At 48.2% G+C, this 18,427-nt stretch carries 1 protein-coding gene and 2 pseudogenes; 2 read left to right on the top strand and 1 reads right to left on the bottom strand.

Annotated features, from left to right (window positions below):
• Positions 1 to 519 precede the first annotated feature (519 nt).
• Together M4S28_RS26440 and M4S28_RS26435 are read left to right on the top strand one after the other, a co-directional pair.
• Positions 520 to 1,758 (top strand): annotated as a pseudogene (locus M4S28_RS26440) (IS256 family transposase).
• Between the two features lie 28 nt (positions 1,759 to 1,786).
• Positions 1,787 to 2,229, top strand: a pseudogene (locus tag M4S28_RS26435) (transposase); the annotation flags it as partial.
• A 221-nt stretch (positions 2,230 to 2,450) separates the two neighbouring features.
• Here M4S28_RS26435 and M4S28_RS26430 read toward each other — a convergent pair.
• The gene (locus M4S28_RS26430; protein WP_249633815.1) at positions 2,451 to 18,170 is read right to left on the bottom strand and encodes an Ig-like domain-containing protein; all 15,720 of its coding nucleotides are present in this window, start codon (positions 18,168 to 18,170) and stop codon (positions 2,451 to 2,453) included.
• Between the last annotated feature and the right edge of the window lie 257 nt (positions 18,171 to 18,427).

Below are 18,427 nucleotides of genomic sequence, written 5' to 3'. Positions count from 1 at the left end.
AAAACCAACCCTTACTCGAACTTAATGTCAGGCAGTGAAAGGCAACGAGGAGGCACGACGAGGCGCAGCTACGCAGTAGCGGAGGCGTTCAGGATTGAAGCGATATCCTTGCAGATAGGGGCTTTAGAGCTTCACGCCCTGGGAAGGCACTTGTGACTTTTCAGGGAGATGAAGATCTTAGCCCATAGATGAAAGATTCTAGCGAAAAGCCCTGCCCGAAGGGTAACGCCCAAGTCGAACCCAATATCGAGCATCGGTTGCAACTGGAAACTGCGCCAACATAGACCGACCATCACCAGCAAGGCTGAAACCAGCACTCTAATTTAAACCCAGCTAAACAATACCCCCTGGGTTCAAAAAAGTCTGCCGTGGTACATCAGTCAATTAAAACCTCGGGAAAGATACTTTCTTGACAACCAGAGAGCTATGCTGATTTCTGGTGTATGGAAGAGAAAGGAAGTTGTGGTGTAATCTGTTGATGCTGTTCTCCCCAGAACGATTAACAGATAGGCACTCCGCATGACTGATAATACTGTTGTTTCACTGAATACACCACAAGACCCACTTACTGAACTGATACGCCAGGGGGCTAGAGATTTGATTGCACGGGCTGTTGAAGCTGAGCTTCAACAGCTACTAGCCCAACATCAGAGTGTAATGGTTGACGGCAAGCAAGCCATCGTGCGCAACGGTTTCTTACCTAAGCGAACCTTGCAAACAGGTGTCGGTGATGTCGAAGTGCAAATTCCTAAGGTAAGAGATCGCTCAGGGAATGGCGTCAAATTTAATAGCAACTTGATACCACCGTATCTCAAGCGAACAAAGAGTGTTGCAACACTGCTCCCGTTACTCTATCTCAAGGGGATATCTACGGGCAATATGCTGCCTGCCCTGGAGTCTCTGCTTGGTAAGGATGCGAAAGGCCTGTCAGCCAACAGCATCTGTCGCCTCAAAGAGCGCTGGTATGCTGAGTACGAACAGTGGCGTAAGCGTGACCTCGGTAGGCATCGCTATGTTTACGTTTGGGCTGACGGTGTTTACTGTCACGTTAGGATGGACGATAAGCTCTGCTTACTCGTCATCATTGGTGTTGATGACACTGGACGCAAAGAAGTCCTTGGCGTTCTGGATGGTCATCGAGAGTCAGAAGCAAGTTGGACGGAACTCATTGAGCAGCTACGAGCGCAGGGATTACAGTTAGCACCGAAGCTCGCCATCGGAGATGGCGCGCTTGGCTTCTGGAAAGCGGTTGCGAAGTGCTGACCTCAAACTGCCCAACAACGGTGCTGGGAACATAAGACAGCGAATGTGCTTAACAAGGTGCCCAAAAGCGTACAACCACGAATGAAGGAAGCACTGCAAGATATCTGGATGGCAGAAACGAGAGATGATGCTTATCACGCCTTCTCTACCTTCCAGAAGCGCTTTGAAGCCAAGTATCCAAAGGCAACCGACTGTTTGGTGAAAGATAAAGCTGAAATGCTGGCGTTCTACGATTACCCAGCAGAGCACTGGGTTCATATCAGGACAACCAACCCAATAGAATCGATGTTCGCCACAGCACGTTTACGCACGAACAAGACAAAGGACTGTGGAAACAGAAAGACTACGTTGATGATGGCCTACAAGTAAATGCGTAGTGCAGAGACGAAGTGGCGTCGTCTACGAGGTTTTGCACTCCTAGCGGATGTTGTGAAAGATGTTCGCTTCATCAATGGAGTGAAAGAAATGGAGACTCATCAACAGGCTACTGCATGATCTACATACACCACATTTGACAATAGCTCACCTGAAGCGCCCGCCTATATCGGCATCGAGGTTACGCCACTACAGTGGCGGCACCGTTGTGTTTAAATATCTCGACCATCGAGACGGCAAGCACAAAACAAAAACGCTAACGCAAGAAGAAATGATATTACGGTACGTGGGTCATATCCCACAGCACCATTTTAAAATGGTGCTTTATTACGGTTTTCTATCCAACAGAAAACGAGGGTCCTACTGCCTCTGGTGTATTTAGCTTTGGGAGAGAAAGCACCAAAGCAGCCAGAGCTACTCACGTATGCGAAGCAATACAAAGGCTTTGCAGGTAACGCCCCGTATAAGTGTGTGTTGCGCGGATGCAGAGTGGTGTTTACATGTTTTACAGCGGGCTCAAAAAATCATGAGCGGTTGGATAGTCGCCGGATGAACATGCGCGAATCGCGACGGCTTGGCGTACCTGCGTAGGATAGGTCTATCTAAAATCAATAAATTAGGTGCAAAAACGACCGTGATTAGCGGATTAAATCATCATTGGTTCAATTTATCTTTAGGGCAATTACATCCAAAACGCTTCGCTACCTCCTAAACTTGCTTAATGGTTAGGATTGAAGTTCCTAACCATCAAGTTAGCTGGCAATATAACAACGCGCGTAGCAAAACCCGCAGTGTCTACCCAATTGGTTAGATTAGATATCTTTAAATTGAGAATCCAGACTTGCAATCAGGTGTGAAGTGACGTCATCAACACTTGCTCCATCAAAATGGATATCTAATGTCGTTCCACCTTTAGAGATACTCAAGTTAGAGTCTGTTGCTCCATCTTGCGTAACTTCCACATGGTAATTACCAACATCGCCAGTGTGATCGCCCGACTTCAGATCATCCAGTAACGAACCAAGTTCGTCCTTAGATAGATCCTCGAACAAGTCAGAGAAATCAAGAGAGTCTTCGTTTGCATTGAAGTCTTTTACTGTATCAGTCTCATTTGCAACATCCACCCACTTGAAGATGTCTGCACCATCACCACCGGTAAGGATATCGTTACCCAAACCACCGATCAGGATGTCATCACCTATACCGCCGTCCAGCGTATCTGAGCCACCTTGCCCGAATAGGATATCGTTGCCTTCACCTCCAGACAGGTTATCCGCTCGGTCGCTTGAACGAGATTGCTCAAATTCAGCTTGGTTGTCAGTAATGTAGTTATGAACATCTTTCTCGGTAACAAGACCAACATCTTTACCTAATTGACCAGCAACATACTCTTGTAATGCAGATACACCTTGTTCATCACTAGAACCAAATCGAATTGCATCACCGAAGATAATATCGTCACCAGCTTGACTATCGATGTCATCTCTACCTTGAAGCAGAGCGACTTCCTTACCAAGGATAACTTCAGCCAACTGTGAAACATCAATGTTGGTTCGCACTGTATTGTCTGAGTCGTAGTTTTCGAGAGTGCTTGCGTCCAAGTTGTTACCAAGACCAATCGCATGCACTTCACTGAACTCTTCCAATGCTTTGTACATATTATCAGCTTGAGCGGTAACACTATTGCTGTAGTCATAGTAATCCGTGTTGCTGTACATGTAGCCAAGGCGTTCGCCAGTCGACAAAGAATAAACCTCTGTGTTGCTCGCAATAACCGTTTGGTTGTTGTAAGTCACAACATCACCACGTTGATAATCGCTTGGTAACACGTCTCCCAAAGTAATAATTTTGCCATTTTCAGCACCAATCACCACATTAGTCATCGAAGCCAAATCATAAGCGCTATTGTGGTCAGCTTGGTTCGGCGTACCATCAGAGATAAAGTATGTGACGTTATTTGCATCACTATCTTTACCTGAAAACCAATCTAGCACTGAATCAAATGCAGCTTCATAGTTTGTTCCACCGCTACCATCATCTCTATTGTTTTCGAATGCAGTTGTGATTTTCGTTGAAGCTTCTGGGTCGCTCAAATCAACTTCCAACAACAGCTTATCATCCGCTGCAAACGTCGTTAACAATACATTTACTTTGCCTGAAGAAGAACTGCCAGCACTATTGATAAGGCTATCAAGAACCTTTTTGAACTCAGCCTCTGCTTTACCTACGTCATACCCCATACTGCCTGAAGTATCTAGAACAAAAGCAATGTTGTAATCCTCGCCCTCAACAATCTGCAGACCTTGGACATCACCAACAATAATGTCGTCATCAGCTGTACCGGTAATGTCGTTATCACCATGTGTACCAATAACGTATTTGTAACCACGAACCACGTCCAACGAATCGGTGTCTGTCGCTTTCGGATTCACACCGTCTGATACCGAAGCACTAACAGATAAGGTAGTTAGGTCAAGCTGGTCATTATTAACCGCTTCGACACCTTTGTCGGTCAACTTAACTTGATCACCGTCTAGGACGAAGTAACCATCTGTGTTGTTTTCTAGCTGAACGGTAAGCTCGTCTGCTGGTGTATCTGTATCAGCAACAACAAGTGTTGCCACTACTGTGTCGGTAGATACCGCATCTTCAGTCACGCTATCAACCGCTGTGACATCAATGGTCGGTGCATCATTCACACGAACGACATCAAGAGAATCCGTGTCTGTCGCTTTCGGGTTCACTCCGTCAGATACCGACGCTGTGACACTCAGGCTATTCAAATCTAGCTGGTCGTTATTAACCGCTTCGACACCTTTATCGGTCAACTTAACTTGATCACCGTCTAGGACGAAGTAACCATCGGTGTTGTTTTCTAGCTGAACCGCCAATTGATCTGCTGGCGTATCTGTATCAGCAACAACGAGTGTTGCCACTACTGTATCGGTGCTCACCGCATCTTCAGTTACGCTATCAACCGCTGTGACGTCGATGGTTGGTGCGTCGTTTACGCGAACCACATCAAGAGAATCGGTGTCTGTCGCTTTCGGGTTCACGTCGTCAGATACCGATGCACTGACAGACAAGGTAGTTAGGTCAAGCTGGTCGTTATTAACCGCTTCGACACCTTTGTCGGTCAACTTAACTTGATCACCGTCTAGGACGAAGTAACCATCGGTGTTGTTTTCTAGCTGAACGGTAAGCTCGTCTGCTGGTGTATCTGTATCAGCAACAACAAGTGTTGCCACTACTGTGTCGGTAGATACCGCATCTTCAGTCACGCTATCAACCGCTGTGACATCAATGGTCGGTGCATCATTCACACGAACGACATCAAGATAATCCGTGTCTGTCGCTTTCGGGTTCACTCCGTCAGATACCGACGCTGTGACACTCAGGCTATTCAAATCTAGCTGGTCGTTATTAACCGCTTCGACACCTTTATCGGTCAACTTAACTTGATCACCGTCTAGGACGAAGTAACCATCGGTGTTGTTTTCTAGCTGAACGGTAAGCTCGTCTGCTGGTGTATCTGTATCAGCAACAACAAGTGTTGCCACTACGGTGTCGGTAGATACCGCATCTTCAGTCACGCTATCAACCGCTGTGACATCAATGGTCGGTGCATCATTCACACGAACGACATCAAGAGAATCCGTGTCTGTCGCTTTCGGGTTCACTCCGTCAGATACCGACGCTGTGACACTCAGGCTATTCAAATCTAGCTGGTCGTTATTAACCGCTTCGACACCTTTATCGGTCAACTTAACTTGATCACCGTCTAGGACGAAGTAACCATCGGTGTTGTTTTCTAGCTGAACCGTCAATTGATCTGCTGGCGTATCTGTATCAGCAACAACGAGTGTTGCCACTACTGTATCGGTGCTCACCGCATCTTCAGTTACGCTATCAACCGCTGTGACGTCGATGGTTGGTGCGTCGTTTACGCGAACCACATCAAGAGAATCGGTGTCTGTCGCTTTCGGGTTCACGTCGTCAGATACCGATGCAATGACAGACAAGGTAGTTAGGTCAAGCTGGTCGTTATTAACCGCTTCGACACCTTTGTCGGTCAACTTCACTTGATCACCGTCTAGGACGAAGTAACCATCGGTGTTGTTTTCTAGCTGAACGGTAAGCTCATCTGCTGGCGTATCTGTATCAGCAACAACGAGTGTTGCCACTACTGTATCGGTGCTCACCGCATCTTCAGTCACGCTATCAACCGCTGTGACGTCGATAGTCGGTGCGTCATTCACACGAACGACATCCAACGAATCGGTGTCTGTTACTTTCGGGTTCACGCCGTCAGATACCGATGCAGTGACAGACAAGGTAGTTAGGTCAAGCTGGTCATTATTAACCGCTTCGACACCTTTGTCGGTCAACTTAACTTGGTCACCATCGAGCACGAAATAGCCATCAGCGTTGTTTTCTAGCTGAACGGTCAATTGATCCGCAGGTGTATCTGTATCAGCAACAACGAGTGTTGCCACTACGGTACCGGTAGATACCGCATCTTCAGTCACGCTATCAACCGCGGTAACGTCGATAGTCGGTGCGTCGTTTACGCGAACCACGTCCAACGAATCCGTGTCTGTTACTTTCGGGTTCACACCGTCAGATACCGAAGCAGTTACCGTTAGGCTGTCTAGGTCAAGCTGGTCATTATTAACCGCTTCGACACCTTTGTCGGTCAACTTCACTTGATCACCGTCTAGAACGAAGTAACCGTCAGCGTTGTTTTCGAGCTGAACGGTCAATTGATCCGCAGGTGTATCCGTATCAGCAACAACGAGTGTTGCCACTACGGTATCGGTGCTCACCGCGTCTTCAGTCACGCTATCAACCGCGGTAACGTCGATAGTCGGTGCGTCATTTACACGAACGACATCCAACGAATCGGTGTCTGTCGCTTTCGGATTCACACCGTCTGATACCGAAGCACTAACAGATAAGGTAGTTAGGTCAAGCTGGTCATTATTAACCGCTTCGACACCTTTGTCGGTCAACTTAACTTGATCACCGTCTAGGACGAAGTAACCATCTGTGTTGTTTTCTAGCTGAACGGTCAATTGATCCGCAGGTGTATCTGTATCAGCAACAACGAGTGTTGCCACTACGGTACCGGTAGATACCGCATCTTCAGTCACGCTATCAACCGCGGTAACGTCGATAGTCGGTGCGTCGTTTACGCGAACCACGTCCAACGAATCCGTGTCTGTTACTTTCGGGTTCACACCGTCAGATACCGAAGCAGTTACCGTTAGGCTGTCTAGGTCAAGCTGGTCATTATTAACCGCTTCGACACCTTTGTCGGTCAACTTCACTTGATCACCGTCTAGGACGAAGTAACCGTCAGCGTTGTTTTCGAGCTGAACGGTCAATTGATCCGCAGGTGTATCCGTATCAGCAACAACGAGTGTTGCCACTACGGTATCGGTGCTCACCGCGTCTTCAGTCACGCTATCAACCGCGGTAACGTCGATAGTCGGTGCGTCATTTACACGAACGACATCCAACGAATCGGTGTCTGTCGCTTTCGGATTCACACCGTCTGATACCGAAGCACTAACAGATAAGGTAGTTAGGTCAAGCTGGTCATTATTAACCGCTTCGACACCTTTGTCGGTCAACTTAACTTGATCACCGTCTAGGACGAAGTAACCATCTGTGTTGTTTTCTAGCTGAACGGTAAGCTCGTCTGCTGGTGTATCTGTATCAGCAACAACAAGTGTTGCCACTACTGTGTCGGTAGATACCGCATCTTCAGTCACGCTATCAACCGCTGTGACATCAATGGTCGGTGCATCATTCACACGAACGACATCAAGAGAATCCGTGTCTGTCGCTTTCGGATTCACACCGTCTGATACCGAAGCACTAACAGATAAGGTAGTTAGGTCAAGCTGGTCATTATTAACCGCTTCGACACCTTTGTCGGTCAACTTAACTTGATCACCGTCTAGGACGAAGTAACCATCTGTGTTGTTTTCTAGCTGAACGGTAAGCTCGTCTGCTGGTGTATCTGTATCAGCAACAACAAGTGTTGCCACTACTGTGTCGGTAGATACCGCATCTTCAGTCACGCTATCAACCGCTGTGACATCAATGGTCGGTGCATCATTCACACGAACGACATCAAGAGAATCCGTGTCTGTCGCTTTCGGGTTCACTCCGTCAGATACCGACGCTGTGACACTCAGGCTATTCAAATCTAGCTGGTCGTTATTAACCGCTTCGACACCTTTATCGGTCAACTTAACTTGATCACCGTCTAGAACGAAGTAACCATCGGTGTTGTTTTCTAGCTGAACCGCCAATTGATCTGCTGGCGTATCTGTATCAGCAACAACGAGTGTTGCCACTACTGTATCGGTGCTCACCGCATCTTCAGTCACGCTATCAACCGCTGTGACGTCGATAGTCGGTGCGTCATTCACACGAACGACATCCAACGAATCGGTGTCTGTTACTTTCGGGTTCACGCCGTCAGATACCGATGCAGTGACAGACAAGGTAGTTAGGTCAAGCTGGTCATTATTAACCGCTTCGACACCTTTGTCGGTCAACTTAACTTGGTCACCATCGAGCACGAAATAGCCATCAGCGTTGTTTTCTAGCTGAACGGTCAATTGATCCGCAGGTGTATCTGTATCGGCAACAACGAGTGTTGCCACTACGGTACCGGTAGATACCGCATCTTCAGTCACGCTATCAACCGCGGTAACGTCGATAGTCGGTGCGTCGTTTACGCGAACCACGTCCAACGAATCCGTGTCTGTTACTTTCGGGTTCACACCGTCAGATACCGAAGCAGTTACCGTTAGGCTGTCTAGGTCAAGCTGGTCATTATTAACCGCTTCGACACCTTTGTCGGTCAACTTCACTTGATCACCGTCTAGGACGAAGTAACCGTCAGCGTTGTTTTCGAGCTGAACGGTCAATTGATCCGCAGGTGTATCTGTATCAGCAACAACGAGTGTTGCCACTACGGTATCGGTGCTCACCGCGTCTTCAGTCACGCTATCAACCGCGGTAACGTCGATAGTCGGTGCGTCATTTACACGAACGACATCCAACGAATCGGTGTCTGTCGCTTTCGGATTCACACCGTCTGATACCGAAGCACTAACAGATAAGGTAGTTAGGTCAAGCTGGTCGTTATTAACCGCTTCGACACCTTTGTCGGTCAACTTCACTTGATCACCGTCTAGGACGAAGTAACCATCGGTGTTGTTTTCTAGCTGAACGGTAAGCTCATCTGCTGGCGTATCTGTATCAGCAACAACGAGTGTTGCCACTACTGTATCGGTGCTCACCGCATCTTCAGTCACGCTATCAACCGCTGTGACGTCGATAGTCGGTGCGTCATTCACACGAACGACATCCAACGAATCGGTGTCTGTTACTTTCGGGTTCACGCCGTCAGATACCGATGCAGTGACAGACAAGGTAGTTAGGTCAAGCTGGTCATTATTAACCGCTTCGACACCTTTGTCGGTCAACTTAACTTGGTCACCATCGAGCACGAAATAGCCATCAGCGTTGTTTTCTAGCTGAACGGTCAATTGATCCGCAGGTGTATCTGTATCAGCAACAACGAGTGTTGCCACTACGGTATCGGTGCTCACCGCGTCTTCAGTCACGCTATCAACCGCGGTAACGTCGATAGTCGGTGCGTCATTTACACGAACGACATCCAACGAATCGGTGTCTGTCGCTTTCGGATTCACACCGTCTGATACCGAAGCACTAACAGATAAGGTAGTTAGGTCAAGCTGGTCGTTATTAACCGCTTCGACACCTTTGTCGGTCAACTTCACTTGATCACCGTCTAGAACGAAGTAACCGTCAGCGTTGTTTTCGAGCTGAACGGTCAATTGATCCGCAGGTGTATCCGTATCAGCAACAACGAGTGTTGCCACTACGGTATCGGTGCTCACCGCGTCTTCAGTCACGCTATCAACCGCGGTAACGTCGATAGTCGGTGCGTCATTTACACGAACGACATCCAACGAATCGGTGTCTGTCGCTTTCGGATTCACACCGTCTGATACCGAAGCACTAACAGATAAGGTAGTTAGGTCAAGCTGGTCATTATTAACCGCTTCGACACCTTTGTCGGTCAACTTAACTTGATCACCGTCGAGGACGAAGTAACCATCTGTGTTGTTTTCTAGCTGAACGGTCAATTGATCCGCAGGTGTATCTGTATCAGCAACAACGAGTGTTGCCACTACGGTACCGGTAGATACCGCATCTTCAGTCACGCTATCAACCGCGGTAACGTCGATAGTCGGTGCGTCGTTTACGCGAACCACGTCCAACGAATCGGTGTCTGTTACTTTCGGGTTCACGCCGTCAGATACCGATGCAGTGACAGACAAGGTAGTTAGGTCAAGCTGGTCATTATTAACCGCTTCGACACCTTTGTCGGTCAACTTAACTTGGTCACCATCGAGCACGAAATAGCCATCAGCGTTGTTTTCTAGCTGAACGGTCAATTGATCCGCAGGTGTATCTGTATCGGCAACAACGAGTGTTGCCACTACGGTACCGGTAGATACCGCATCTTCAGTCACGCTATCAACCGCGGTAACGTCGATAGTCGGTGCGTCGTTTACGCGAACCACGTCCAACGAATCCGTGTCTGTTACTTTCGGGTTCACACCGTCAGATACCGAAGCAGTTACCGTTAGGCTGTCTAGGTCAAGCTGGTCATTATTAACCGCTTCGACACCTTTGTCGGTCAACTTCACTTGATCACCGTCTAGGACGAAGTAACCGTCAGCGTTGTTTTCGAGCTGAACGGTCAATTGATCCGCAGGTGTATCCGTATCAGCAACAACGAGTGTTGCCACTACGGTATCGGTGCTCACCGCGTCTTCAGTCACGCTATCAACCGCGGTAACGTCGATAGTCGGTGCGTCATTTACACGAACGACATCCAACGAATCGGTGTCTGTCGCTTTCGGATTCACACCGTCTGATACCGAAGCACTAACAGATAAGGTAGTTAGGTCAAGCTGGTCGTTATTAACCGCTTCGACACCTTTGTCGGTCAACTTCACTTGATCACCGTCTAGGACGAAGTAACCATCGGTGTTGTTTTCTAGCTGAACGGTAAGCTCATCTGCTGGCGTATCTGTATCAGCAACAACGAGTGTTGCCACTACTGTATCGGTGCTCACCGCATCTTCAGTCACGCTATCAACCGCTGTGACGTCGATAGTCGGTGCGTCATTCACACGAACGACATCCAACGAATCGGTGTCTGTTACTTTCGGGTTCACGCCGTCAGATACCGATGCAGTGACAGACAAGGTAGTTAGGTCAAGCTGGTCATTATTAACCGCTTCGACACCTTTGTCGGTCAACTTAACTTGGTCACCATCGAGCACGAAATAGCCATCAGCGTTGTTTTCTAGCTGAACGGTCAATTGATCCGCAGGTGTATCTGTATCAGCAACAACGAGTGTTGCCACTACGGTACCGGTAGATACCGCATCTTCAGTCACGCTATCAACCGCGGTAACGTCGATAGTCGGTGCGTCGTTTACGCGAACCACGTCCAACGAATCCGTGTCTGTTACTTTCGGGTTCACACCGTCAGATACCGAAGCAGTTACCGTTAGGCTGTCTAGGTCAAGCTGGTCATTATTAACCGCTTCGACACCTTTGTCGGTCAACTTCACTTGATCACCGTCTAGAACGAAGTAACCGTCAGCGTTGTTTTCGAGCTGAACGGTCAATTGATCCGCAGGTGTATCCGTATCAGCAACAACGAGTGTTGCCACTACGGTATCGGTGCTCACCGCGTCTTCAGTCACGCTATCAACCGCGGTAACGTCGATAGTCGGTGCGTCATTTACACGAACGACATCCAACGAATCGGTGTCTGTCGCTTTCGGATTCACACCGTCTGATACCGAAGCACTAACAGATAAGGTAGTTAGGTCAAGCTGGTCATTATTAACCGCTTCGACACCTTTGTCGGTCAACTTAACTTGATCACCGTCTAGGACGAAGTAACCATCTGTGTTGTTTTCTAGCTGAACGGTCAATTGATCCGCAGGTGTATCTGTATCAGCAACAACGAGTGTTGCCACTACGGTACCGGTAGATACCGCATCTTCAGTCACGCTATCAACCGCGGTAACGTCGATAGTCGGTGCGTCGTTTACGCGAACCACGTCCAACGAATCCGTGTCTGTTACTTTCGGGTTCACACCGTCAGATACCGAAGCAGTTACCGTTAGGCTGTCTAGGTCAAGCTGGTCATTATTAACCGCTTCGACACCTTTGTCGGTCAACTTCACTTGATCACCGTCTAGGACGAAGTAACCGTCAGCGTTGTTTTCGAGCTGAACGGTCAATTGATCCGCAGGTGTATCCGTATCAGCAACAACGAGTGTTGCCACTACGGTATCGGTGCTCACCGCGTCTTCAGTCACGCTATCAACCGCGGTAACGTCGATAGTCGGTGCGTCATTTACACGAACGACATCCAACGAATCGGTGTCTGTCGCTTTCGGATTCACACCGTCTGATACCGAAGCACTAACAGATAAGGTAGTTAGGTCAAGCTGGTCATTATTAACCGCTTCGACACCTTTGTCGGTCAACTTAACTTGATCACCGTCTAGGACGAAGTAACCATCGGTGTTGTTTTCTAGCTGAACGGTAAGCTCGTCTGCTGGTGTATCTGTATCAGCAACAACAAGTGTTGCCACTACTGTGTCGGTAGATACCGCATCTTCAGTCACGCTATCAACCGCTGTGACATCAATGGTCGGTGCATCATTCACACGAACGACATCAAGATAATCCGTGTCTGTCGCTTTCGGGTTCACTCCGTCAGATACCGACGCTGTGACACTCAGGCTATTCAAATCTAGCTGGTCGTTATTAACCGCTTCGACACCTTTATCGGTCAACTTAACTTGATCACCGTCTAGGACGAAGTAACCATCGGTGTTGTTTTCTAGCTGAACCGTCAATTGATCTGCTGGCGTATCTGTATCAGCAACAACGAGTGTTGCCACTACTGTATCGGTGCTCACCGCATCTTCAGTTACGCTATCAACCGCTGTGACGTCGATGGTTGGTGCGTCGTTTACGCGAACCACATCAAGAGAATCGGTGTCTGTCGCTTTCGGGTTCACGTCGTCAGATACCGATGCACTGACAGACAAGGTAGTTAGGTCAAGCTGGTCGTTATTAACCGCTTCGACACCTTTGTCGGTCAACTTCACTTGATCACCGTCTAGGACGAAGTAACCATCGGTGTTGTTTTCTAGCTGAACGGTAAGCTCATCTGCTGGCGTATCTGTATCAGCAACAACGAGTGTTGCCACTACTGTATCGGTGCTCACCGCATCTTCAGTCACGCTATCAACCGCTGTGACGTCGATAGTCGGTGCGTCATTCACACGAACGACATCCAACGAATCGGTGTCTGTTACTTTCGGGTTCACGCCGTCAGATACCGATGCAGTGACAGACAAGGTAGTTAGGTCAAGCTGGTCATTATTAACCGCTTCGACACCTTTGTCGGTCAACTTAACTTGGTCACCATCGAGCACGAAATAGCCATCAGCGTTGTTTTCTAGCTGAACGGTCAATTGATCCGCAGGTGTATCTGTATCGGCAACAACGAGTGTTGCCACTACGGTACCGGTAGATACCGCATCTTCAGTCACGCTATCAACCGCTGTGACATCAATGGTCGGTGCATCATTCACACGAACGACATCAAGAGAATCCGTGTCTGTTACTTTCGGGTTCACACCGTCAGATACCGAAGCAGTTACCGTTAGGCTGTCTAGGTCAAGCTGGTCATTATTAACCGCTTCGACACCTTTGTCGGTCAACTTCACTTGATCACCGTCTAGGACGAAGTAACCGTCAGCGTTGTTTTCGAGCTGAACGGTCAATTGATCCGCAGGTGTATCCGTATCAGCAACAACGAGTGTTGCCACTACGGTATCGGTGCTCACCGCGTCTTCAGTCACGCTATCAACCGCGGTAACGTCGATAGTCGGTGCGTCATTTACACGAACGACATCCAACGAATCGGTGTCTGTCGCTTTCGGATTCACACCGTCTGATACCGAAGCACTAACAGATAAGGTAGTTAGGTCAAGCTGGTCATTATTAACCGCTTCGACACCTTTGTCGGTCAACTTAACTTGATCACCGTCTAGGACGAAGTAACCATCTGTGTTGTTTTCTAGCTGAACGGTAAGCTCGTCTGCTGGTGTATCTGTATCAGCAACAACAAGTGTTGCCACTACTGTGTCGGTAGATACCGCATCTTCAGTCACGCTATCAACCGCTGTGACATCAATGGTCGGTGCATCATTCACACGAACGACATCAAGAGAATCCGTGTCTGTCGCTTTCGGGTTCACTCCGTCAGATACCGACGCTGTGACACTCAGGCTATTCAAACCTAGCTGGTCGTTATTAACCGCTTCGACACCTTTATCGGTCAACTTAACTTGATCACCGTCTAGAACGAAGTAACCATCGGTGTTGTTTTCTAGCTGAACCGCCAATTGATCTGCTGGCGTATCTGTATCAGCAACAACGAGTGTTGCCACTACTGTATCGGTGCTCACCGCATCTTCAGTTACGCTATCAACCGCTGTGACGTCGATGGTTGGTGCGTCATTTACGCGAACCACATCAAGAGAATCGGTGTCTGTCGCTTTCGGGTTCACGTCGTCAGATACCGATGCACTGACAGACAAGGTAGTTAGGTCAAGCTGGTCGTTATTAACCGCTTCGACACCTTTGTCGGTCAACTTAACTTGATCACCGTCTAGGACGAAGTAACCATCGGTGTTGTTTTCTAGCTGAACGGTAAGCTCGTCTGCTGGTGTATCTGTATCAGCAACAACAAGTGTTGCCACTACTGTGTCGGTAGATACCGCATCTTCAGTCACGCTATCAACCGCTGTGACATCAATGGTCGGTGCATCATTCACACGAACGACATCAAGAGAATCCGTGTCTGTCGCTTTCGGGTTCACTCCGTCAGATACCGACGCTGTGACACTCAGGCTATTCAAATCTAGCTGGTCGTTATTAACCGCTTCGACACCTTTATCGGTCAACTTAACTTGATCACCGTCTAGGACGAAGTAACCATCGGTGTTGTTTTCTAGCTGAACCGTCAATTGATCTGCTGGCGTATCTGTATCAGCAACAACGAGTGTTGCCACTACTGTATCGGTGCTCACCGCATCTTCAGTTACGCTATCAACCGCTGTGACGTCGATGGTTGGTGCGTCGTTTACGCGAACCACATCAAGAGAATCGGTGTCTGTCGCTTTCGGGTTCACGTCGTCAGATACCGATGCACTGACAGACAAGGTAGTTAGGTCAAGCTGGTCGTTATTAACCGCTTCGACACCTTTGTCGGTCAACTTCACTTGATCACCGTCTAGGACGAAGTAACCATCGGTGTTGTTTTCTAGCTGAACGGTAAGCTCATCTGCTGGCGTATCTGTATCAGCAACAACGAGTGTTGCCACTACTGTATCGGTGCTCACCGCATCTTCAGTCACGCTATCAACCGCTGTGACGTCGATAGTCGGTGCGTCATTCACACGAACGACATCCAACGAATCGGTGTCTGTTACTTTCGGGTTCACGCCGTCAGATACCGATGCAGTGACAGACAAGGTAGTTAGGTCAAGCTGGTCATTATTAACCGCTTCGACACCTTTGTCGGTCAACTTAACTTGGTCACCATCGAGCACGAAATAGCCATCAGCGTTGTTTTCTAGCTGAACGGTCAATTGATCCGCAGGTGTATCTGTATCAGCAACAACGAGTGTTGCCACTACGGTACCGGTAGATACCGCATCTTCAGTCACGCTATCAACCGCGGTAACGTCGATAGTCGGTGCGTCGTTTACGCGAACCACGTCCAACGAATCCGTGTCTGTTACTTTCGGGTTCACACCGTCAGATACCGAAGCAGTTACCGTTAGGCTGTCTAGGTCAAGCTGGTCATTATTAACCGCTTCGACACCTTTGTCGGTCAACTTCACTTGATCACCGTCTAGAACGAAGTAACCGTCAGCGTTGTTTTCGAGCTGAACGGTCAATTGATCCGCAGGTGTATCCGTATCAGCAACAACGAGTGTTGCCACTACGGTATCGGTGCTCACCGCGTCTTCAGTCACGCTATCAACCGCGGTAACGTCGATAGTCGGTGCGTCATTTACACGAACGACATCCAACGAATCGGTGTCTGTCGCTTTCGGATTCACACCGTCTGATACCGAAGCACTAACAGATAAGGTAGTTAGGTCAAGCTGGTCATTATTAACCGCTTCGACACCTTTGTCGGTCAACTTAACTTGATCACCGTCTAGGACGAAGTAACCATCTGTGTTGTTTTCTAGCTGAACGGTAAGCTCGTCTGCTGGTGTATCTGTATCAGCAACAACAAGTGTTGCCACTACTGTGTCGGTAGATACCGCATCTTCAGTCACGCTATCAACCGCTGTGACATCAATGGTCGGTGCATCATTCACACGAACGACATCAAGAGAATCGGTGTCTGTCGCTGTCGGGCTAACTCCGTCCGATACCGATGCACTTACCGTTAGGCTGTCTAAGTCAAGCTGGTCACTATTAACCGCTTCGACACCTTTATCGGTCAGCTTAACTTGGTCACCATCGAGCACGAAGTAACCGCCAGCGTTGTTTTCTAGCTGAACAGTAAGCTCATCTGCTGGCGTATCTGTATCGGCAACGGTCACTGTTGCCACTACTGTATCTGTCGATACCGCGTCTTCAGTCACGCTATCGATGGCTGTGACGTCGATGGTTGGAGCGTCGTTTACGCGAACCACGTCCAACGAATCCGTGTCTGTCGCTTTCGGGTTCACACCGTCAGATACCGACGCTGTGACACTCAGACTATTCAAATCTAGCTGGTCGTTATTAACCGCTTCGACACCTTTATCGGTCAGCTTAACTTGGTCACCATCGAGCACGAAGTAACCGTCATCGTTGTTTTCTAGCTGAACAGTAAGCTCATCTGCTGGCGTATCTGTATCGGCAACGGTCACTGTTGCCACTACTGTATCTGTCGATACCGCATCTTCAGTCACGCTATCAACCGCGGTAACATCGATGGTCGGTGCGTCATTTATACGAACGACATCAAGAGAGTCGGTGTCTGTCGCTGTCGGGCTAACTCCGTCCGATACCGATGCACTTACCGTTAGGCTGTCTAAGTCAAGCTGGTCACTATTAACCGCTTCGACACCTTTATCGGTCAGCTTAACTTGGTCACCATCGAGCACGAAGTAACCGTCATCGTTGTTTTCTAGCTGAACAGTAAGCTCATCTGCTGGCGTATCTGTATCGGCAACGGTCACTGTTGCCACTACTGTATCTGTCGATACCGCGTCTTCAGTCACGCTATCGATGGCTGTGACGTCGATGGTTGGAGCGTCGTTTACGCGAACCACGTCCAACGAATCCGTGTCTGTCGCTTTCGGGTTCACACCGTCAGATACCGACGCTGTGACACTCAGACTATTCAAATCTAGCTGGTCGTTATTAACCGCTTCGACACCTTTATCGGTCAGCTTAACTTGGTCACCATCGAGCACGAAGTAACCGTCATCGTTGTTTTCTAGCTGAACAGTAAGCTCATCTGCTGGCGTATCTGTATCGGCAACGGTCACTGTTGCCACTACTGTATCTGTCGATACCGCATCTTCAGTCACGCTATCAACCGCGGTAACGTCAATGGTCGGTGCGTCGTTTGCTGGGTTAACTGTGACAATCACCGTAGCTTCATCAGTTAGCGCTCCATCAGTTACCACATAAGTAATAGTCGCTTCACCGTTAAAGCCTTTGGCTGGCGTAAATGTCAACTTTCCATCAATAATCTCTACTGTGCCTTGCTCTGCCGGAACAGTTGCCGATTCAATCCTTAACGAATCGCTATCTGCGTCTTGGTCGTTAGCCAAAACATCGATGGAAACCGAAGCGTCTTCATCGATCAAAACGCTGTCATCTTTAGCTACCGGAGGTCGAGGGCTGATAGCTGGCAATGCATCATCTGAATTTGCCGCGCTCAAAAGAAGCTCCGCAAGCGATAGACTTTGATATTCAGACAAGCCTAGAGCAGCGATCCCCATCGTTTCAAACCAAGTACTGGCAAGTATTTCTGCTCCTGTACGCTCAACGGTCCCACTTTCTTGAAAACTGGAGCCGGCATTCTCACCCGAAGCTGGGGCGAACTCAAAACTCAGTAATGTCGGCTCTTGTCCGGCTCTAAGAGCATCAATAATTTGAGCAACATCTTGAGTGATATCTTGCGAGTCTTCTTCTGTCGCAACTTTAACTTGAAGTTTTTGTGGTTCATTTTCGATAACTGCAACAATCAGATCACCCTGCAGTGGTCGCTCATGCTCGGCAAGAACCTTCAATTGCCCATTAAAATCTATTACGGCTAACCGCTCTCCAACCGGAGCTAAGGAAGTACGATCCATATAAACCTCTAACATAAAACACTGTCAACAATTTGACTCATAATAATAGCGCATAAATGCTTAATTTTAACTTCTTAATCACATTTTACTAATAAAAGAGTATATTATTTACTGGTTATTGTCGTAGATTCGACCGCAAAGATACGTGCATTAATTCTGTTTAAGACTTTAATAATACGACTTTAGCCAGAAAAGAATTGGAACTACAGCTCATAAACTGTAAAACCAAATACACAACAATGGCAACTAATTGCATT

Origin of the sequence: Vibrio sp. J383 (genome assembly GCF_023503985.1) — a bacterium.
Taxonomy (GTDB): domain Bacteria; phylum Pseudomonadota; class Gammaproteobacteria; order Enterobacterales; family Vibrionaceae; genus Vibrio; species Vibrio splendidus.
Note: the sequence above shows the minus strand (reverse complement) of the source record. Positions and strands in the feature narration are given on the sequence as shown.

Coding starts and splice junctions, on each gene's coding strand:
- M4S28_RS26430 (WP_249633815.1), bottom strand. CDS start 18,170: ATGGATCGTACTTCCTTAGCTCCGGTTGGAGAGCGGTTAGCCGTAATA.